We start from the raw sequence: 21,509 nt of genomic DNA, 5'->3' as shown, positions 1-21,509 counted from the left end.
TCAGGGCCTCAGCTCGAAGGTGGTCGTGCCGATCGTGACGGGCGTGAACGTGGGGAGGGGGACCGGGCCCGAGACGCGCTGGCCGTCGAGCTTGGTGCCGTTGGTCGAGTCGAGGTCGGTCAGGGTCCACTGCTCGCCTACGCGGTTGAGGCGCGCGTGGTAGGTCGAGGTGTACTCGTCGACGATGACGAGGGTGGAGTCGGGGCTGCGGCCGATGGTCACCAGATCCTCGTCGAGGGGGATCGCGGTGCCCGAGGCGACGCCCGAGGTGATGACGAGGGAGCGCGCGGTGCTGCCGCCGGCCGAGGGGAGCGCGCCGCCCGTGGGGGTGACCACGGGTGCGGGCGGGATGCGGATCGAGTCGGGCACCTGCGGCGCGGTGACGGGCGGTGCGGCCGCCGGAGCGGGTGCCGGCACGCTCGCGACGCCCGGGATCGGACTCTGCGCGCCGCGCCCGCGGCCCTCGCCGCCGAGCTTGCGCACCGGGGCGCCGAACAGGTCGCTGCGCAGCGCGTAGACGATCGAGAAGATGAAGAACCACAGCAGTAGCAGGAAGCCGATGCGGAGGATCAGCAGAGTCAGCTCGCTCACAAGCCCCTCCAGAAGTCCTGGTCGATGCCGGGGGAGTCGCCGCCCGCCGAGGGCGCCGCGCTCGGGGCGTTGCCTGCGCGGGATCCCGGCTGCGGGTCGCGGGCGAGGTCGCGCTCATGCTGGGACGGCATCGCGGTGGTCGGTGCCGCGGCGGGCCGCTGCGCCGGCGCCGCACTCTGGGTGCGCGCCGGGACGAGCTGGAACCGCAGCTGGGTCTGCCCGATCGTGATGACCGTGCCGGGGCTCAGCGCGGCCTCGCGGAATCGCTGCCCGTTGATCTTGGAGCCGTTGGTCGAGCCGAGGTCGCGGGCGAGGCCGGCCTTGCCGTCCCACAGCACCTGCAGGTGCTGGCGCGAGGCGCCCGTGTCGTTCAGGCGGATGTCGCAGTCGCTGCCGCGGCCGATCACCGTGGTGCCCGTGCGGAGCTGGTGCCGCTGCCCGTCGACCTCGAGGGCGGGGATCCACTCGACGCCGCCCTTGACCTGGCTCGCGTCGACCTCGAGCACGCCCGTGGTGAGCTGCGGATCGACCCGGATCTCGACGTCGGGCTCGCCGAGCAGCTGGTACTCCTGGCGGGCGGCGTGCTTGCGCACGACCCCGACGAGCTCGGTCTCGAGCTGACCGCCCATGCGCTGCAGCCGGGCGCCGTCGGACTCGGAGACGCGCACCACGAACCGGTTCGGGGCGAGCGTGCGGTCGCGATCCACGATCACGGAGCCGACGTCGAGCTGCTTCTTCAATGCGGAGGCGATCTCGACGGGCTGGACGCCGGAACGGAAGGTGCGCGCGAAGGCGCCGTTCACGGCGCGCTCGAGTCCGCGCTCCACGCTGTCGAGGATTCCCATCCCGTGCCTCCCCTCGTGCTGTTCGTCGGCATGCGCCGTCGGATTCGGTGTGCGAGGGGAGCGACAGCCGGGGCCGCGCACACTCCTCGAGTGTTGCTCATGCTACTCGGAGCTGCTGAACGGGGTCCAAATCGCGCCGGGCGTCGCCGACTTTGGCAGAACGTGCTGACCCTGCTAAGCTGGTCTGGTTGCCCGGCGCTTCGGTGCTGGCAGCAGACTCGCGCGAGTGGCGGAATTGGCAGACGCGCTGGCTTCAGGTGCCAGTGCTCGAAAGGGCGTGGGGGTTCAAGTCCCCCCTCGCGCACGAGGGTTGTTTCAGGAATTGAGGTTCCTGGAGCTCATGAAATAGGCAGAAGGCCCCGGATCTGGTTCAGATCCGGGGCCTTCTGCCTTGTCTGGAGCTGTCTGAGGCAACTCGAACAGCAGACTGGGCGGTGCCGGCGGACAAACGGGTACGACCAGTAACCCTTTCGGGCTACTGGCCGTTGAAGCTATTCAGTTCGGGGCAGCGGGGCTGACTACTCCCGGAGTGGTGGTCCGGTCAGCGGCGAGATCGTCTGGGTTTCGGTCTGGTGTTCGCGGACGATTCGGTTGCCGCGTGCATCGAAGCGTTTGCTGCCCCGTGTGGTCTTCGGGGCTTTGCCGCGGGCGATCTTCGTGATGCCGACGATGATGCGGCGCAGGTTTTCGGCCGCGACGGCGAACCCGGAGACGAGCCCGTGGAACGCGATCCCGCGACCGGTCCGGCGCTTCTTGTTCTCGATGTCGCCGCTGCCGACGTCTTTCAAGGTCTTGTTGCTGTTCTCGACCTGGTTGCGCTGCCCGTAGGCGCGATGCCAGTCATCGGACTGCCAAGGGTGCTTCTGGATGGAGCGGGTGAGCTTCATGCTCGGCTTGACGGTAATCTTCCCGACCAGGTGCGCGGTCGCGCGGGCCGGCATCGGGGCACGTGTTGCGGGGTCGACGGCGATGTAGCCGCGCGGGTTCGGGTACTGGAACCTTTGATGGCCGTCCCCGTCCGGGCGCCCCATGGGCTTGAGCCGATACGGCTCCCGCTGTTCGAGGAGCGCGCGTGCCGTCTTCTCATCGAAAGGCTTCCCGGTTTCCAGGATCGGGTTCCCGTTCGAGTCGCGTTCGCACGTGTCGGGGTCGATCGCTCCGGTTTTCCACCAGCGGCTGATCATCTGGAGATGCTCAGGCATGTAGGCAACGTAGAGGCTGCCATCGACCATGACCACTTCGTGCTCCGGGATCGAGCACTGGGGTCCGAGCTGGTTCTTCGGGTAGTCGTACGTGGTCCAGTACCCGGCCCGGCGTACATGTTCTTGGAACCGGTGCGCTCGCAGATGGTTGTAGGCGCGGTCCGCGGTGAGGTGGCCGGGTTTCCCGTGGAAGCGCACGTGGGCCTGGAACGCTCGCAGTGGCGCGGCCTTGATGTGAGCGGGTGGATGGATGGCGAGCCCGGTGATGAGTTTGAAGTCGTAGGCGCCTTTGGTGATGTCCATCATGGTGGTGGTTTCGAGTTCGAAGCCGTACCTGTCGGTTCTTGCTCACATGCCGCGGTGGTCGCCCTCACGCCGGTAGGCGCCGCCGGTGAAGTCCACGTTCCACCGGTCGCAACCCTTCGGCGCATAGTCGACGCGGCCGGCGATTTCGATGAAGGTGGCATCCAGCGCGACATCGCCGCGGTAGTCGTCTCGATAACGGGCCGGGAGCATGCGGGTGGTGGCGTGGGTGATGAGATTCATCACCTCCTCGAGGCGCAGCTGCCGTTGCTTGTCGCGGAGCTTCTTCGCCTGCTCATATTTGGCGGCTGTCAGTTTCCTGTTTTTTGGGGTCAGGTACCAGGGGTCGATGGGGCGGAGGACGCGCTGCATTGCCCGCCAGCACCGGTTGTACCAATCCTGTTGGCCGTGGCCCCAGGTCTTGATGGCGAGGATGTCGCGCTGTTCCTGGGTGAGGCGGAACGCGATGGTGCGCCCATATTCGATGTACGTGTTCGCGTGCCCCCAGTGGTTGTGGAGGAAGAGGAGCACGAGGGCGGCACGGACTGAGATCAGTGCTTTGCGGCCCGCGTGTGATTTGCGGTCCTTACTGATCCATCCTTCGACCTTCTCGACGGCGCCGGACTGGTCGACGGCGGTCAGGAACGTGTTGAAGTACGCCATTGGCATCCGGGAGCCGAGCGCCCAATCTTCTTCGATGCCTTCGGTTCCGGCACCGAAGATCTCCTCGAGTTCGTTCGAGAGAAGCTCCTCCGTGCTTGCCGCCGTCGTGATGGGGGTCGTCTTCATCGCACGTCCTCCCCACGGAACACCCGCTGGTATTCGTCACCTTCGAGCGGTGGGAGGTGTTTGATGAGGCGCCCGAGCTGCTCCATCTTCGAAACCCCGGACGCCAAGAACAGGTCCGTCATGGGTACGCGACGACGGAGGAGTTCCACGAGCCACGTGTTCCGTAGTCGGTCTCCGCGAGGGTGGTCTCCTTCGGTGTACTGCGTGAACGAGGACAACAGGTTGGTGGCGTTCGTGCGGTTGGGCTCTCCCCACAGCGTCCGGTCCGTGGGGAGGCGTTCGCGGCTGTGCGGATCGCGCCAGGAGGCGGAGGGGAACTCGTGTTCGAGGACCTCACTTGTCCGGGCGGAGAGCGAGGCTGAGAGGCGCCTGACTAGTGCAAATCACACCCAGTTTGTGTACTGCTCTACAGAGAGCGTCGCCGTATTCACTGGGATGGGTCGTGGTGCGCACGGAGACCGCGACCCTGGACGGGGGGTGTATCGGACGGCCTCGTAGCGTGAACGACTGTGAACCAATCCTTCGCTGCGGCTGATGTTCGTGCGTATGAATGTCCGCCATTGGCTCTCGGGTGCGGCTGTCGCGTGCCTGCACGTGTGGCCGCGCTCGCAAATCAGTCGATATTGCACGGGCCTCTCCGTACGATCTCTCCTTGCAGACCGGACTCTGCTCTGGTTCTAACTATGAGGAGCGGGGCATGCTGACGCCCGACGGAGTATGCTTCGCAGTGAAGGATGACCGGTCGATCGAGGCCTCCCATCGGGGCCGGAATTTCTCGGTCGAGAGTACCTGGGTAGCGCTTCAGCGGTGGGCGTTGGGTCGAGATCTAAGGCAGGTTCCAGTGTCGCGCGGGGAACTCTATTTGACGGCGGTCGAGCTTCTGCAGGAGGGGCATTCCCTTGAGATCGCAGGAGATCGAGGAAGCGGTCGTACCTCGCTCCTACGGCGCATTCGTGAGCACTTCAAGACCCTCGGGTGGCAGGTTGTTGAGGTGGCAGGATTTGAGGCGTTCCGGCAGAGCCAGCTCATGGCACTTGGCTTGGCTGGCGTCAGCAGCGGTGCTGAGACAGGCCGACTACCGTCGTTGCTGAGTGCGTATGCTGCGCTCAGTGACGCGGTCCGGGATCGTCGAACGGTGGTGCTTGTCGACGACAGTGAGTACATCGATGAGTCTTCCTGGGGAGTGATTGAGGCGGTGAGTTCCAAACTCGGAGTTCCCGTCGCTTACGCCAGACTGAGAACGCGGACTCTGAATCTCTCTAGGCCTGCGCCGAGTGTTACAGCGAGGTACACCGTCGAACTGGAGCCGATGAACTTCTCCGAGCTCGAGGCGTCACTGGAGACCCAGCTGTCGGTCAATATCGAGCCGGGCACGATGAGCCGACTGTTCGCCAAGTCTGGGGGCAATGTTGGTGTTGCATTCTTGCTCTTTGATGCAGCCCGCCGGGCCGGCACGATCACGGTGGAAGACGGAGTCGCGCAGGCCATCGGCTCGTTGTGGACGCCTGCGCTGAAAGCAACAGTAGAGTCCCTGTTGCGCGAGCTGAGTACTGAGGAGCTTGAAGCTCTCCGCTCTCTCGCGCTCCTTGGGACCGTCGACTTTGCGACTGCCGTGAGAGTCGTTTCCGAGGAGTTGGTTTTGCGGCTCGAGGAACGTCAACACATTGTCGTGGTGGCTTCTGGAGACACGCGCACCATCTCGGTGAACCCGCCAATCGTGGTCGAGTACTTCCGGCACGGTTCGCTGCCCGGCCACCGATCGGCGCTGATCGCGGAGATCGGGGGTGCTCTTGCGAAGGACGTTGAGGTGTCCACATCAGCTCCGAAGTCGCGTGCCAGCGCGACGCGTATTCGGCTGGTGCACGAACGCATCCGTCTACGCACCCTTCAGGCGCGTGAGGAATGGTCTGCAAATCCAAATCTTCAGAGTGCGGTGGGGCTCCTGTTGGCACTCGAACAGGACAGCGGGAACACTGTCGACGAGGTCAGCACCCTAAGCATGCTGGTGCGGCAGCTCGAAGGCTCTGAGCAAGAACGCGCCGACTGGGAAATCGCGTACTGGACGTACACGGCGCGAAGTATCGGGGACCCGAAGGAATCGCTAGCAGAGCTCGAAGCTGCAGCGCTTGGTCTTCCGGGCGAAGCGCTGCGCCTGCGGGCGGCCGCGGTGAATCTCTCCCTGCTATTCGGCCTCATCCCGGCGGAGGAGCCATTCCCGTTCGGGGAATTGGACGAGATCCCCGAACGGAGCCGACCCGCTGTGCTTCTCGCTCGGGCGAGCTGGCTGATCATCACCGGGAACGCAGTCGGTGCCGACGCTCTGCTCGCCGCTCACAGCAACGCCGAGGTGTCCACGCCAGAGCTTGATGCTCTGGTCGTGTACTGCCAGCTCGCTATGGACAACTATGAGTTCGCGTACACCCTCGCCGAGCGGCGGTTGCAGGAAGCGCATCTGCAATCAGATGGCACCCGAATTCGGATCTACTCCTTTCTCTCTGCGCTCTGCGCGATATCCGCCCATCGGCTGGACGACGCCGAGGCAACAGCGCTGGAGGCGGCGCCGCTCGGGCTACCGCCAGGACAAGCGCCCATCAGCTTCGTGGGCTTGACGCTTATGGAAGCTTTCTTTGCGGCACGGCACGGACAGCGTGCGGCGATGACGCAACATCTGGAGGATCTCGAGAGGAGTGGTCTCCCGGATGGGGTGTTCCCCCTGCAAAGCCGAGCCCTGGTCCTGGCGCATGCCGCAGCGGCTGACGGAGACAGCGTGGCAGCCGCACGTATGAGCGTGGAAGCCGGGGATGAGCTGTGGGACCGGGGTATACGTCTTGCGGCGGCGTGGTGTTACCTCGAGGGTGTGCGGTCCTCGACTTCGAAAGAGACCTGGGAACATATCCGCCCTCGGGTTCTCTCTTTGCAGAGCCCGAATGTGCTCAGAACGTTCGAGTTCTTTGAGAGCGTCAAGTCCGGCGACGCCGCGCGAGCGATCCAAATCGTGGAAGTCCTTGAAGGCGTGGGGCGGTACGGCGAAGCCGCGTACTGTGCCCGCGTCGCCCTGGGCGCGTTTGCAGAGGATGGGAACGTCTCTGCTGAATCCATTGCAAGGCTGAGGCATGTCGCGCAGACTGCAGCGGGTTCAGTCAGCCGACCGAGCCTGCCCTCCCTCACCGCACGCGAATACGAGGTGGCCGAACTGGTCGCGGCGGGACTCACGAACCCCATGATCGCGGAGGTGCTGTTCGTCTCCGTTCGAACGGTGGAGTCGCACGTGAACAAGCTAATGAAGAAGGTCAGCGCCAAACGACGCCACGATATCCGTGAATACCTGCTTGCCTCCGGAGCGCAGATCTCGCCGCACCGGCCCGGATAGCCGCGCAGTCGCGGCCTCTGTGCCGCTTCTGCGAGAGGCGTGTCACTGCTTCGTGTTTCAGGGCAAGCCTTGTGAGGCGGATGCCCGGTGAGTCGTCGGAAGCGTCTTTGCGGCGCTCTTCCGCCTCAATGGCATCCATCGTCACGGTCATGAACCTTATCTTCGCTCGTCCCCGGGGGGAGATTTTCTCGACCGTGTAGTTAGCGGCTTGGCGTGGCTGCTTGAGCTCCTGGGATTGTGGTTTAGACGGTGCGTCCATTCGCTCTGGTGACTTGCCAGGACAGGGGGTAACGGGCCTGGAACCAGGCCCGCCACCGATGGGCGATCAACGAAGCTTCTGGGCGGACCTCAGCAGGTTCCAGAGTGTCCTACACCATCACGTCGACGACGTAAGGGGAGCAGCATCCCGCCAGAGGTAAGCGCGATGACGGCTCCTAGCCGCGGTAGCAACGTTCCCGAACCGGTGTTCTCGAGCCGGGGCTTTGATCCTCCCGGGGCGGTGTTGAACGAGTTCCGTACGGTGATCTCGACATGCGCACCGTTCCTGACCTCGGCGAACCCGACTCCGGAGTCGCCGAGGTCAGGAACGATCGACACGGCATCCGCCCCTCCCGTGCTGGTCTCGCGCAGCTCGCACTTCGCGCCGACCGGCAAGCCTTCGTGCCGCGCGGTGAACCCGCCCTTCTTCGACAGCGTCCGGTCCGGTCCTCCGGGAATCTCGAAGTGGGTGAGACGCGATGTCTGGGGGCAGATTGGGTCTGTCTGACCGGCCCGAGCAGGCGGAAGGGAGCCTCCACCTGGGGGGGGAGTGGCGGACCCGGCCAGGGGGTCATCGAGGCCCGCCACTCTTGAAGGGGAGCGCAGCCCATGAATTTCCCAGGGGGATGTGAAGGGGAGTGGATTCTGCGCTCACCACCAATCCTCGCCTGAATGCGACGAGGAGCCCGTGCGAATTTCTGATCTGCGTGCGTTCGTAGCAGAGCTCGGTGCTGCCAGTTCGCGTACCCGTGGAGCTGTGTGTGATGTGCGTGCGAATATTTGGATGGAGGCTTCCTGGCTGGAGGTGCCAGCGGGCAGGTGAGCATGCCGAAGGTTGTTTCCGTAAGCGCACCTGCCGCACTCGATTCTCCCTTCTTATTGGACCGTTTTTGCTTCGGCTGCCTGCCCTAGTTGTCGATGGGGTGAAGCGCGCCGCTTCGTCGACGCAGCAGGAAGAGGACGCCGGCCACGATGAGGGCTCCTGCCGCGCCCAGCCACGGTAGCAACGTTCCCGAACCGGTGTTCTCGAGCCGGGGCTTTGATTCTCCCGGGGCGGTGTTGAACGAGTTCCGTACGGTGATCTCGACATGCGCACCGTTCCTGATCTCGGCGAACCCGACTCCGGAGTCGCCGAGGTTCGGAACGATCGACACGGCGTCCGCGCCTCCGGTGCTGGTCTCGCGCAGCTCGCACTTCGCGCCGACTGGCAAGCCTTCGTACCGCGCGGTGAACCCGCCCTTCTTCGACAGCGTCCGGTCCGGTCCTCCGGGAATCTCGATCCTGTCGCGCGCGCCATCCTTGTCGATTGTGCAGATCAGGGAGGCGACGAACTCACGGTTCCCCGCGGCCTCGGCTCCGGGACCGACGATCTGCTTGATGACACGAATCGCGCCGATATCGAACCGGTTGATCACTCGCAGGCTCACCGGGGTTTCCCCGGCGCGGATCTCGACCGGCCCGGTGAGCTCAGTCCCCTCGGAGTCGACGACCGTGCTGCTGGTCGCGCCTCCGGTCTTCGACTCCTGCAGCAGGCACTTCGCGCCGACCGGGAGCGAACCGTACTCGACCCGGTATCCGTTCTCTACGTTCAGCGTTCGGCTCGCACCGCCGTCGATTTCGACCCGAGCCCCCGCTAGCGTGCACTCGAGCGTCACCTCGAAGGGGCCCGTTCCCCAACGATCGGCTCCGGGGCCGACGATCTCTTTCTGCACGCGCAGTCCGCCGGCGTCATAGCGATTGACTGCGGTGAAACGCACCGGCTCGGTGAGCGATCCTGCAGGGACACCCTCGCTCCCGCCGTTCGGGGTCACTTCCGAGCTCGTCGCTCCTCCACTGCCCGTCTCCGCGACTGTGCAGCGCGCACCCTTCGGCAGCGTGTCCACGCGGATCACCTTCCCGGCGACCGCATCGCGCTTCGTCATCGAGACCGTCTTCTGGAAGACCGACTGCCCCTCCCAGGTGCAGGAGATCGCGAACTCGTAGACCGTAGAGTCTGAAACTCCTGCGGCAGCGGAACCGTCGACCTGCTTGACCAGTTCGATCGCCGCGAGTTCGAACGTGTTCTTCGCGCGGACCAGGAGCGCCGGATTCCCGTTCTCCCGGGGAGGCAGTGTCACGGTCGTGCTCGCCCCCTGCGTGGTGGTCTCGCCGCCCGGCGATACAACGGTGATCGAAACCCCCGCGCCCTTCGCCTCAGTTTCCTTCACGGTGCACTCCGCGCCGACGGGCAGCCCCTCCAGGGTCCAGCGCTCACCAGCACGGAACTCCTTCTGCTTCTGAAGGATCGTCTTGCCCAGGAAGGTGCAGGATGCTTCGAATGCGAAGGAACCGTAGTCGACGGGCGCCCCTTCCGCCGTACTCGCCCCCGTCACCTGCTTCTCGACGGTGAACGAGGTGAGGTCGTAGTGGTTCTCGAGCGTCGCGAGTGGAACCGGATCGGTATCGCGTCCGATCGTAACTTCATCACCCGGAGTGGAGGACGTCTCCCCGTTCGCCCCTCCCCGGTCGACGACACTGCATTTCGCGCCCCAGGGCAGCTGCTCGGCGAGCACCGTCTTCTTTCCGCTCGGCACGGTGGCCGTGATCGGGGGCAGCGCCACCGTGAGTCCGTCATGGCTCACACGGCACTCGACCTGCACCTCGAAGGTCTTCGGCGCGAACTCCGCGCCGGCTCCGGTCACGGTCTTCAGCACGCTGAGCGGGCCGGTGGCCAGGGCGACACCGACGCGGCGTCCCTCCGAGGGGAGTACCTCGCCCGTCTGGCGTCCGTCGGCGGTGACCGTCTTGGCACCGATCGCGATCGTGTTCCAGGCCACGGTGTCCGACGTCATCACCGGTGAGGAAGCGGGAGTGCGGGTCTGGAAGGTGTATCCCAGCGTGTCGCCCGGTGCGAACAGGCGCTTGTCGTTCGCCGGGTCATCGACGAAGTGGAACACCGCCTTCACATGCTTCACCGAGGTCGGGTCGGTCGACCCGTCGAGGGGTGTCCAGGCACCTGGCGGGCAGGGGGTCCCGCTGGCCGGGTACAGGTCGGCGGTGCAGGGGTCGGCGGCGTCGGAAGTGAAGAACTCGACGGAGTCCGGCTTCCGGTATCCGGGCGCATCGACGATGCGAAGCGCTCCGGCCCATTCCGGCATCCACTGGCTGCCGCGGGGCAGCAGCGCGAGCGCCCCCTGGTCGCCGGGTACGGGGAGACGGTCGATGGCGACCACCTCGTCCATGTCGACGGTTCCGCTGTTCTGCACCTGCTCGCGCCAGGTTTCGGTGTGCAGCGGCTTCGTGATCGGCACGCAATCCCTGGCGTAGAACGCCCCGAGATCATCAGAGAGCGCCGGTGAGCACTTGTCGGACGCGGCCGGGTTCGCGACGTTCGTCACCCCGAGCTCGTCATCGTCGGCTTTCACGAACTTCTGCCCGCGCAGCGCACCGACCACGGTCGGATACACCTCGGTACTCGTCGCGCAGGCGTTCACGTCCCCTTCGACGCCGTTGCAGAACGCGAAAGGCTCCTCTGCTGTCACCTCGAGCCCGTTCGTGATGTGCTGGTTCGCCACGATGCCTGGTCGGAACATCATGTTGATGGTGATCGTGTAACTCTCGCCAGGCATCAGCACGGTCCCGTCGGGGAACGCGAACTCGATGCGCTTCGGGCTCGTCCCGGGTGCCTCAGTCACTCGAATCTTTGCGGCATCTGTCGTCATCGGCAGGTTCGGGGCTGCCGGGGCCACCGAGCCCTTCTGGAACGCATACGCGTAGCGCGGCGCATCACCTTCCGGGTCGAACACCAACCAGGGTTTTCCTGCGGCATCGGTCGGCAGCAGATCCACGATCCGCGGGTTCAGGATCGACTTCTCCATTCCCGCGGACACGGGTGCCGTGTTGGTGACCGTGAGCGTGAACGGGATCACCTCACCGGGCTTCTGCGCTCCGATCGGCGTCTTCTTGACGCTCACCTCGGTCCGTCCCGACTCGTAGAGCACCTGCGCGGTCGTGCTGTGCAACGCCTTCAACGGCACCGAGCCTGATCCCGCGACTGCACTCGTTACTTCTCCGACCACGGTGTTCGTGAAGTGGCCGCCTCCGGGATGGCCCGCGACCAGGATGGCCTCGCCTGGGGCGGCGGCTTGACCGGTGTACGGCACCGGTGTCGATCCGTCCGAGGCGAGGAAGGCGCGCCGCTTCACCAGCAGCGGGAGCTCCTGTTTCGGGTTTGCCGGGTTCTCCCACTGAGAACCGTCGGTGCGTCGGAAGGTGAACCGTAGACCCTGCACGTCACCGGGGTCCACCGAGGACGGCAGCTTCGGGGTATCCGCGAAGCTACCTTCTTTCCAGCTCGCCAGCTTGAGCGTCAAGCTGTTCCCCGGGCCGGTCTCGTGGACTCCGCCGACGAGCGCATCGACCCGCACTTCCTGGATCGGTGCTGAGAGCGCGAACGCTGGATCGAATCCGACGAAACGGTAGGCGTTCCAGAACGGCGCCGTATCATCCGTGACCACCATTTCCGCGGCCCGGGCCGACCCGCTCGGACGCGCGCTCAAGGTCATCTTCACAGGGTCCCACGGCTCATCCGCGTACCCGGGTTCGCTGGGCAGCAGCGTCGCGGGTTGGGATGCAGGGTCGAAGGACTTCGTCGTGGTGATCCCGATGTTCAGGTTCGCGAGCGCGATCTGCGCCTCGTCCTGCGCGCTCACCGTGTGGTTCCCGTTCACACCGCCCGCGTCCTCAACGGTCGCGGTCGTCATGTTCTTCACCGGGGAGTCCGCCAGCGTCACCGGGGCGCCCCCGTTGCGGTGCGTGGCGCGCAGCCGGAGATCCATGGTGAGCACCGATTTCCCGCCGGAGACGATGCGTCCGTTATGCTCGACCCTCACGCCGACCACGTCCCTCAGCTGCTCGGAGGTCTGCGCTTTCGCATCGGCCACATTGAGACGCTGGTCGGGCACGTTCGCACGGTGCAGCAGCACAATGGTTTCGGCCTCCTTCGCGCCTTCGGGGATGGTGATCCCCACGATCTTCTTCAGGTCGAACACCGAGAAGGGATCCTTACCACCGCCAGCCGTGCCCGGATCGACGATGCTGAGCCGATCCACCTTCGCGACGGTAGTGTTCGTCGCGGCGATCGTGACGCGTCCGCTCGGATACTGGCTCTCTACCGTGCCCTGCGGCGGTATCCCCAGAGGCCCTCCCGACCATCCCTTGGCCACACTGACTGTCAGCGGACGGTCAAGGATCGAGATCAGGTCGGAGTCCTCGTCGCGGGCGACACCGCTGCCGTCCGTGAACCCCGAAACGTTCGCGATGTTGTTCACGTCGCCGGCCGTGGTCGTGTTGTAGAGATCGCTCCCGAGCACGGGCGAATCATCCGAGCGCTTCGTGTCGCGCACCGCCCACTCGAGATCGACGGTGCGGGTGTTCCCGTTCGAGCGGGCGACACCGCTGCCGACCGTCGGCGCGGTCGGATCCGTCGAGGCCTTCCGGGCCTCAGCGTTCTCCTCCACGATCAGGCGTACCCCCGTCGTCGAGGCTTGCTCGGCCGACGTCAGCTTGATCTCCGGCATCGATCCCGAATACGGAAGCCCGGTGGCACCGCTCGCAGGAACCCACGCGCCCGAGCGCCACAGCTCGACGGCGACGATCTTGTCGTACTTCAGCAGTGGGTCGCTCTCCGCGGTGATTGCGTGCACGGCCAGCAGGTCGAAGGCCTCGAACGTCGTGTCGGCCAAGGCGTCCTTCGGGCCGGCGTCCTGCGAGTTCCCGGTGCGGGTGTCCGCGATCACGATCTTCTCGATGCCGCTCAGTCCACCGGTGGACCAGCGCAGCCGCGAGGTGGCGTGCTCACCCGACCGCGCGGAGACGAGCCCGTCGGCCGGAGCGATCCACTGCTTGCTCAGCAGGTCGTATTCGCCCGGCGTCGGTGCGAGTATCTCGATCTCCGGGCACGGGTCGACGGTTGCGGCCCCCGCTGTCGTACCTGGAGCGTGCGCCGAGGCCCCCGAGCAGTTGCGCACCTGTACGTCGCTGCCCTCGGGCTTGGGCTGCAGGCTCTGCCGCAATTCTGTCGTGATGTTCGGCTGCACGATGGATCCGGGAGAGAATCCCGGATCCGTGTTCTCGAAGGTGAACTTCAGTCCGCCGATCCGGTCCTGCAGTTCCGCCGGGATATTCATCGAGAACGACTGGCCGCCCGGAACATCGCTCTGAAGCGTCTTCCATTCACCCGCAACGGTGTCGAAGTACTCGATCGTGAGCGTGGCTCCGACCGGTACGTCGGTCTTCGTGATCGCGGTCGGCTTGAACGACTTCCACCACTCGGAATCGGCCGGTTTGCCGTCCGCTCCGAGCACGGGATCGCTCACCACGATCTGGTGCGCGTTCGTGTTCGAAGCCGGTCGTTCCTTCACCTTGGTGGGCAGCTGGATCGTCGCGACCTCGCCGGCGACGCCCCAGATGGTACCCGGGCTGACCTTCTTCTGCGTCTCGACCTCGAGCGTACGTTCTTCGATCGTGAGCGTGTCGCTCGCCTGGGCCGAGACATCGGCGTCGTTCGCACTGCCGGTCACCTTGACAACGTTGTCGATCCTCGTTCCCGCGGGCAGCGCATCGGTTGCGGTGACGCCGAACTCGATCCGCGCCTCAGCACCCGCGATGATCGGCTCTCCCCCTGTGTGCGAGAAACGGACCTCGAAATGTTTGAGTGAACCGAAGTCGTCGGGCAGCGCTGGGAACGCTGCACCGTCGCTGAGGTCCTGCTCGTACGTCTTCGTGTCACCAGAACGATCCAGGTAGACCAGCGTGAGCCGGCCCGAATCCGCTCCCTGCGGGTAGGAGACCTTCGACGTGAACCCCGTGAACTCGATCCTCGCGTCGAAGTCTCCTGCTGCAGGTTCGCGGATCGAGAGCGCATCGAGCGGCGTCAGCCCCGAGTTCGTCCCACTCAACGTCACCTTCGAGGGCTGTCCGGGCAGCACGGTATCCGGTTCGAAGGTCTTGCCCGCCCCGACAGTGATCGGGTCGGTCACGATCGTGTAGTCGGCGGAATGGGTACCGGACGCGTGCTTGCCACCGAGCTCGACCGTGCTCTCGACCGTGTTCTTCACAACCGTGGTCTCATCGAGCTGCACGACGTTCTCGCGCTGGACCAGGTCCAGGACGATGCCGCCCGTCGCGCTCTGAGGGAGCTGCTTCCCGTCAGCTGCAACGAAAAAGACGCGGACCCCGACCGCCTTCGCAAGATCAACTCCCGGAGGCGCATTCGGGATCTGCCCGTCGGCGGCAGAGCCACCGTCGACCCATCCACCGTCGATGAAGTACTGCACCCGAGCCTGCACAGCCCCCTCCGGGTAGGTGATCCCCGAGAGCCCGGTGATCGCGAGCCTCTCGAACGGACCGTTCCCCGCGCTAGGATCGACCGGATCCGTGAGCGTCAGCGACTCGACACCGGCGTTCGACTCGTTGACGCCTCCCAGCGTCAGTTTGGTCTTCGTGCCGGGTTTCGCCTGCCCAGTCTTGGGCTCGAACGACTTTGTGGCCGACGTCGCGAGTTTCAGCTCGATGACCGGCTTGGTCACCGCCGTCGATGATTGCGTCCGTGCATTGTCGGCAGCGACCTCGGCGGTGTTCGGGATCTCGACGCCGTTCTTCTCGTACGATAGTCCGTCGCGCAGTTTCACCGTGATGGTGACCGTCGCGCTCGCATTGTCGATCAGGCCGATCGAGCTCTCGTCGAGCTTCTCGGCGAAGACGACCTTCACGTCCTGCCCCGAGAACAGGGGCTTCTCATGGGGCGCGTTCGAGACCGATACATCCACGATTTCGAACTCCGCCGGCACCGAGTCGGTCAGGACCGCATTGACGCATCCGACGTCTTGGAGGGTCGAGCATGAGACCTCGACCGTGTACTCCAGGGTCTCTCCTGGACGCACCTCGGGACTCGACGCGGACTTCTTGATGGCGAGAACCGCCGTGGGCTCAGCTGCCATCGCGGCCTGCGGGACGGCCGGGAGGCCGAGCGCAAGCGCAAGCCCGAGAACGAGCGCGAGTCCTCGTGCAAACGGTTTCCGATGCGGAGTAGAACGTCCCACGGCGGTGATCCCCTCGTCGAGCTGACCGAACTTGCGCGTCGCTGCGAGTTCGGCTTCTGGGGAAACCTTATACCCGCGCGATCATTCGCGAAATACAACTTTCCGTCTCCTAGACCTACCAGGAGAGGGGGTTCTATTGTTCTCACTGGTGGCCAGCGCTGGGCACTACTGAAAATATTCTTGCTCAGGTAGGAGAGATTTCGACCGACTGCTGGCGCCGTCTCGGGCTATACCTCGGCGGCGGGGATGCGTATGGTGATGTTACTCAAGCGGTGGCGGCCTGCACCAGGGGTTCGGTACCGGTCAAGCACTGCAGTCACCTCGGCCTCGATTGCGGCAAGGTCTTCGACGTTTACGAACACCGTTTCGGTACTGATCGACATGAGCGGGCGCAGCGCAGGCTCGTCGTGATCAACGAGTCGTTCGAATGAGTGCGCGACTTGCACCAGGAACTCCGTGAAGCTGTCTCGAAGTTCGCGGTCGTTGAGCGTGGAGAGTTCTTCAAACTCCAGGCGCAGCAGACGTTTCCCGAGCGCGAGCGTTCGTTCGGTAGTTCCCCTCACCCGCCGTTCTCGGACGACTTCGACGTACCCAGTACGGATCAGCTCGCTTACATGGCGATATACGGTGGCCTGTGAGACATCAGGTATGAGGCCGGACAGCTCTGCTGTGGTCATCGGTCTGCCCAGCAAGAGTTGAAGGCATCGGAGCCGAACGGGATGCGCAATCGACTCGGCCACAGAGCCTTCCGTAGACACTAGCAGTACCCCTCCGTCGCCCCACCCCGCGCGGAACACACGATTTCAGCCTAACTGAGGAGTCTGAGCAGGGTGTTGGGGGGGCAAGTGCGACTTCGACTTGTGTTGCGGTGGTTATCGTTCCGATCCGTCTCACACGAGTCGCGACCCGCATCTAGACGTGCTGACCTCGACCGTTGTTGATTCGATCGATGGGGGTCTTGCCTCCGATGCCGAGATGGGCTCTGTCTGGGTTGTAGTGGTCGAGCCAGGCCGTCAAGCCAGCGGCTCGGGCATTGTTGGAAGTCCAAAGCCTCGCCTGGGCCCACTCGGCAGCGAGAGTCCAGTTCAGGCGTTCAACCTTCCCATTCGTCCGTGGACAGTGCGGCTTAATGAATATCTGCCGGATGCCGTGAGCATCGATCACGCTGTGGACCACAGTTGAGTGCCGGTAGGCGAACGCGTTATCGCTGATGACGCGTTCGACCCTCACGCCCAGACTCGCGTAGAACGCGATCGCGCGTTCGAGGATGCCCGCCGCGGTGGGGTGCCCTGATCGTCATAGTGGATCTCCGCGTAGGCGACACGAGAATGGTCATCGATGACGGTGTGGACGTAGTCGTAACCCAGTCCCCGTTTCCTATTGGGTCGTTCGCCGCGGCTATGCATACGCCACCAGCCGCCGTCAGGGATCCGGCCGAGTTTCTTCACATCGATATGGACCAGCGAGCCGGGATGATCATGCTCGTACCTGCGGGCGGAGCGCCGTTCTGCCCGGATCCGGGTCCCGGTGACTGGGTCCAGCTCCCGCAGCAGCGGCACCCGGTGACGGCGCAGCACCCGGCCAACGGTCGAGGCGTGCATGCCGAGCTTGCCCGCGATGAACACCGGCCCGCGGCGGGTGAAGTGCCGCATGATCCGCACCCGTGTCTCCACGCAGGTACTCGTCCGTGCTGGATGCGATCTCGCGATGCTGGATCGGTCTGTCAGCCCGGCCAGCCCGTGGTCGCGGTACCTGCGCCACCATCGCCACGCTGTCGTGCGGGAGATACCCATTTCTGCGGCGACGTGCGCGACCGGCCGGCCGGACTGGATGCGCTGGATCATGATCAATCTCCCGGCTGGGGCCAGCCGGGCATTAGCGTGGGACACGAGAAGCCTCCGTGTGTGCGAGCTTGTAGAACTAGACAGCTCCAACTCGACACCGGAGGCTTCTCCTACGTCAACAACGATCCGGGTCAGTGCAGCTAGCGCCGGGCGAGCCAGGGAGGGCGCGCCGGCACGGGGCTCAGGGAATTTGAACGTTCGCGAGACGGATAAAGCATGGACCCGTGACCTCTAAAAGGCCGGAGCGTGGACTCCTGTATGCCTAGGCGGGCGCCTTTCCCAACCGAGGCCGCAGACTCCGGTCTGGGTCCCGTATTTCCGCAGGCCAGCAGTCACTTGCCCTGCAAATAGGGCAGAAGGGGGCCCTATCTCAGCGTGAGCTTGAGGCGGCGAAGTGCTGCGACATCGGCGATGTCTTCTGCCGCGTGAACGCCTATGGAGATTGAGAACAAATGGCTCGTTGGTGGCGCACAGGTAAGGTGCACACGACGTTGAGAAGAGATCGTAGGGCAATCCACGACTGTGGGCCTCATACGCTCCGCAAAATGGAAGGCGACACGCACTGCGCCATCCCAGATGCTGATCCACGCAACCGTCCTACCGTTTGAGGTGAACTTAGCAAGCCATCATCCTCCGTCACGATAGTGCCGCCATGTAAGCATGGCATCGCGAGGTTCAAACACATCGAGCACGGACTCCCAGATCCAAGACTCATCTTCAAGGGCGAGAAGAATGGCGGCCGGATCTGGTGCGCACGACGGGTCCGCAAATGTGTTCGGCATGGGAACCGTCCCCGAGGTCTAAGACTGTGATCAAGAGCGCAGGCGGGCATTCCTTCGGGGGGGGGGGGGGGGGGGGGGGGGGGGGGATGCCCGCCTGAGGCCCTTCGGGGGCTGGCTGGGCTTAACCCACCGCCATGCCAGCCGCGTGAAGGGGAGCTGCAGAACTGTGAATGGCCCGGGGTGGCCAGGAGTGAACATCTGCGCTCGTCATCTATCTTCACCTGGGCGGGGGAAGATAGATCCTCGGCGATCCGAATCTGCGTGCGCATCGGACGCAAATGCGTACCTCCCGTGCTGTGGTCCGTGGAGAACGCGCGTACATAGGTGCGAGACCGTGATGGTCCTGGCCGAAGGCGGGGTTCTGCTCGGTCTACCTTTCTGTTGTCGGGAACTGCTGGTTCTTCCGTCACCCGCCCGGGGGTCCACCGCGGCAGGATCTTCGACTGCCGGGGAGAGGATGCTTGCGCGAAACGGAGATGTCCGTCTGCATCGTTGGAAAGCGGCTCGGTTAGAGCTTGTGGAGGGTGGGCCTGAGCCAGGCGATTGTCGGCGGTTTCGACTGCACGCACGTCAGCTCGTTTTGTACGGAGAGCCTGAAGCAGGACACCGGTTTTGAAGGTCGGGGCTCGGGGCATCGGTCTCGTCCCCAAGAAGGTGACCTGGCTTCCCTGACCCTTGGGAATGCGCAAGGTGCGCGCCCAATCGCAAGCGATCCGCTGGTTTGGGCTCTGAAGGGAAAAGGAGTGGGGCTGTGGAAGTTGCAGCTAAAAATGTGAGTCGAACGGCATGGCGTGTGCGGTTTGGCGCGAAAGCTCTGGCGCTCCTGGCTGGTGCCGTGTTCGTGACCGGACTCACTGGCTGCGTGGGCGGGGCCGCCCACGAAGTCAAGATGCCGAAAGACCTTCCGGGTGCGGTGCAAATTGCCGAGGGGACTATCCTGTCGGCCGGGAAAAGCGGCGGGGCTTGGAACGTGAGTGTCGAGCTCGGAGAAAGTGACTCTAGAGAAAACGCGCTGAAGCAGCTCGAAAAGAGAGATTTCAAGATTATCGGCGAGAGTGAATCTGGCGGCAAGGTGAAAGCCTACTCATTTGCGAATGCGAAGTACTCCGTTCGAGTCGGGGTGACTGAAGTCAAAGGCAAAGATGTTCTGAACTACACGATTGCCGAACGGCAGGGTGGCGGCAAGTAGCGCGCGTGTTATCTGCTCTGCGAGCGGAAAACCGCGGCTGGCTGGTCAAAAGTCGTGACGCCTCTAGTGCGATGCGATGAGCGACGCGGAAAGTTCTTCAGCCCTTCAGGGGTTTTATGCAAGTGCGTGTCCGTTAGCGCGTGCTCCCGTGCCTGTCTGTGAGCGACGGCTTTGTATTTTATATCGTCTATATTCAAGAAAGACAAGAATGGATAAAGGAAAAGAATCAGTGCGGCATGGCGAAATCCTGTCGACGGGGGAAGATCGGGCCGATCTGGCAGGGCGCGCTATTGCCTTTATGCAACCTGAACCCCCAAAGGGAGTCGCGTCTGCGCGTCGAATCATGACTGCCGGGTTGGCGGCATTGGTTGCCACCTTCGGCACGGTTGCTGTGGCTCCGACTGCGGCGCAGGCTGCCGGTGTTTCTGACCTCATTTCGCTGGGCATTCCTGGCTCCGGCGCGCAGGACTCGAGCCTCAAGACTACTCCCCCCGCCGTTCAGACAGCGGGTCAAGGTGGCGGCGCGTGGACGTACTGGGCGACAAGGACGGGTGCGTCGGTTGACTTGAGCGGTGCGAAACTCGAGATTAAGCTTCCCCCGGAGGAGGCCTTCAACAAGGAGACGGGAAACCTTCGCATGCGTCTCGACAACAAGTCGGGATCCTGGCCCGTTTCTTACGATGTGCCAGCTAAAGACTATTGCGACTTCTCGATTGATAGGCGGCTGGCATCTTGCACGATTCCGGCGGGCTCGGTGGTGCCAAAAGATTATAGAGTTTCGTTTAGTCTAAATGTCTATCTCGCCCCGACTGCCGCAATTTCGGCTGTGGTCCGGTCGCTTCCGGCAGGCGCGACCTTGGAATTGGGTGGAGAGACAAGCACGACTCCGACGCACTGGGCAGTAACGAACCCGAAGTCGGTTTCTTCGGTCACTACTGCGCCAGTGACGGGATCAACCACTGTGTCGGGCGCCGGTGACGCCGGTTCCACTGTGACGCTCCGGGACGCAGACGGCAAAACGGTAGGAACCGCCTTCATTCCCATTGGGAACGCCTGGTCAACCGAGTTGCCGGCTGGCTTCGGGTACCTCACACCGACCTACACGGACATTAATGGGAATAATGTCGTGGGTTCCCCGGTGTATTACAACTCTTACTTGTTCACTCTCGACTCGCCCGCGAGCGGCAGCCTTCAGGGAATCGGCTTCCCGATCTCTGGCAAGGGCCAGCCAGGTTCTCCTGTAGTAGTTAAGCGGGGAACGCTCGTTGTCGCAGAGACCAGGGTCGGTGAAGACGGCCTGTGGTACGCGCAGGCGACGAGTAACCTTGTTTCAGGCTCTAACAGCCTGACCGTGTCGAACACGACAAGTGACGGGAAAGCTTCACCGACGAAGAGTCTGAGCGTGGTGTTTGACTCCACCCGTCCGGCCGCGCCCACTGCACAGCCCAGCAACGGGCAGAGCGTGAGCGGCAAGGCGACTCCCGGAGTCGGAATTGTAGTGAAGAACGCTGCGGGGGATGTCATTGGTACTGGCACCGCGAAGCCGGACGGTTCTTTTAGCCTCGAGCTTTCTCCGGTGCCTAGCGACGGTGAAACGATCAGCGTGTACGCGAAGAACACCGTAGGCAATCTTTCGGAGCCTGCTGAGGTGACCGTTGACGCGGCTGCTCCTGCGGCGCCGGTGGTGGATCCGTCGAACGGTTCGAAGGTGTCGGGTCAGGCTGAGCCTGGTGCGACGGTTGTCGTGAAGAACGAGGCCGGCGACGTGGTTGGCAGCGTGGTTGCTGATCAGGATGGTCGTTTCTCGGTCGTGCTGGATCCGGCTGCGAAGGATGGCGAGAAGCTGTCTGTGGTCGCGGTTGATGCGGCGAAGAACGAGTCTGATGCGACGGTCGTTGTGGTTGACGCGGTTGCGCCGGCTGCGCCGACGGTTGATCCGTCGAACGGTTCCGAGGTTTCGGGTAAGACCGAGCCTGGTGCTGAGGTTGTTGTCAAGGACAAGGACGGCAACGTCATTGGTCAGGGCCAGTCGGATGCTGAGGGGAACTTCACGATTCCGCTGTCGCCGAAGCCGAACGATGGTGACGTCATTGCTGTTGAGGTGACGAGCCCCTCGGGGAACACGTCGGAGCCTGCTGAGGTGACCGTTGACGCGGCTGCTCCTGCGGCGCCGGTGGTGGATCCGTCGAACGGTTCGAAGGTGTCGGGTCAGGCTGAGCCTGGTGCGACGGTTGTCGTGAAGAACGAGGCCGGCG

The 21,509-nt window shown here is 64.0% G+C and carries 10 protein-coding genes, 1 tRNA gene and 1 pseudogene; 4 read left to right on the top strand and 8 right to left on the bottom strand.

Annotated elements, in window-relative coordinates:
- Together ABD169_RS01760 and ABD169_RS01755 are read right to left on the bottom strand one after the other, a co-directional pair.
- Entirely contained in the window at positions 1 to 591 is a 591-nt protein-coding gene (locus tag ABD169_RS01760; protein ID WP_099724574.1) for an FHA domain-containing protein FhaB/FipA, read from the bottom strand.
- Positions 588 to 1,436 carry an FHA domain-containing protein gene (locus ABD169_RS01755; RefSeq protein ID WP_344028546.1) on the bottom strand — a complete coding sequence of 283 codons (849 nt, stop codon included), beginning with the start codon at positions 1,434 to 1,436 and terminating at the stop codon, positions 588 to 590. The genes ABD169_RS01760 and ABD169_RS01755 overlap by 4 nt, the downstream gene beginning before the upstream one ends.
- 220 nt (positions 1,437 to 1,656) lie before the next feature.
- Between ABD169_RS01755 and ABD169_RS01750 the strand changes: the two genes are divergently transcribed.
- Positions 1,657 to 1,740: transfer RNA gene (locus tag ABD169_RS01750), tRNA-Leu, on the top strand.
- A gap of 214 nt (positions 1,741 to 1,954) precedes the next feature.
- Here ABD169_RS01750 and ABD169_RS01745 read toward each other — a convergent pair.
- On the bottom strand, positions 1,955 to 2,944 hold the full coding sequence (locus ABD169_RS01745; RefSeq protein ID WP_344028543.1) for a hypothetical protein: 990 nt from the start codon (positions 2,942 to 2,944) through the stop codon (positions 1,955 to 1,957).
- Between the two features lie 42 nt (positions 2,945 to 2,986).
- The gene (locus ABD169_RS01740) at positions 2,987 to 3,730 is read right to left on the bottom strand and encodes a hypothetical protein (protein WP_344028540.1); all 744 of its coding nucleotides are present in this window, start codon (positions 3,728 to 3,730) and stop codon (positions 2,987 to 2,989) included.
- Between the two features lie 697 nt (positions 3,731 to 4,427).
- Between ABD169_RS01740 and ABD169_RS01735 the strand changes: the two genes are divergently transcribed.
- Positions 4,428 to 7,100 carry a helix-turn-helix transcriptional regulator gene (locus ABD169_RS01735; protein WP_344028538.1) on the top strand — a complete coding sequence of 891 codons (2,673 nt, stop codon included), beginning with the start codon at positions 4,428 to 4,430 and terminating at the stop codon, positions 7,098 to 7,100.
- Positions 7,101 to 7,448: 348 nt separating this feature from the next.
- Here the strand turns inward: ABD169_RS01735 and ABD169_RS16165 are convergent, their stop codons facing one another.
- The 4 genes and pseudogenes from ABD169_RS16165 to ABD169_RS01720 form a co-directional block, all read right to left on the bottom strand.
- On the bottom strand, positions 7,449 to 7,946 hold the full coding sequence (locus ABD169_RS16165) for a DUF5979 domain-containing protein (protein WP_425560938.1): 498 nt from the start codon (positions 7,944 to 7,946) through the stop codon (positions 7,449 to 7,451).
- A 320-nt stretch (positions 7,947 to 8,266) separates the two neighbouring features.
- Entirely contained in the window at positions 8,267 to 15,337 is a 7,071-nt protein-coding gene (locus ABD169_RS01730) for a DUF5979 domain-containing protein (protein WP_344028535.1), read from the bottom strand.
- Between the two features lie 329 nt (positions 15,338 to 15,666).
- Positions 15,667 to 16,179 (bottom strand): helix-turn-helix domain-containing protein, encoded by a 513-nt coding sequence (locus ABD169_RS01725; RefSeq protein WP_344028532.1) that lies wholly within the window; start codon positions 16,177 to 16,179, stop codon positions 15,667 to 15,669.
- Between the two features lie 172 nt (positions 16,180 to 16,351).
- Positions 16,352 to 17,328, bottom strand: a pseudogene (locus tag ABD169_RS01720) (IS481 family transposase).
- Positions 17,329 to 18,816: 1,488 nt separating this feature from the next.
- On the opposite strand from ABD169_RS01720, the gene ABD169_RS01715 reads away from it, so the two are divergent.
- On the top strand, positions 18,817 to 19,254 hold the full coding sequence (locus tag ABD169_RS01715; RefSeq protein WP_344028529.1) for a hypothetical protein: 438 nt from the start codon (positions 18,817 to 18,819) through the stop codon (positions 19,252 to 19,254).
- 208 nt (positions 19,255 to 19,462) lie between these two features.
- Positions 19,463 to 21,509, top strand: a 2,047-nt coding sequence (locus ABD169_RS01710; protein WP_344028526.1) for an Ig-like domain-containing protein, incomplete at its 3' end; no start/stop codon positions are given.

Source organism: Leucobacter iarius, from assembly GCF_039530105.1.
Lineage (GTDB): Bacteria > Actinomycetota > Actinomycetes > Actinomycetales > Microbacteriaceae > Leucobacter > Leucobacter iarius.
The sequence above is the reverse complement of the archived record's forward strand: the minus strand, read 5'-3'. Positions and strand labels throughout refer to the sequence as shown.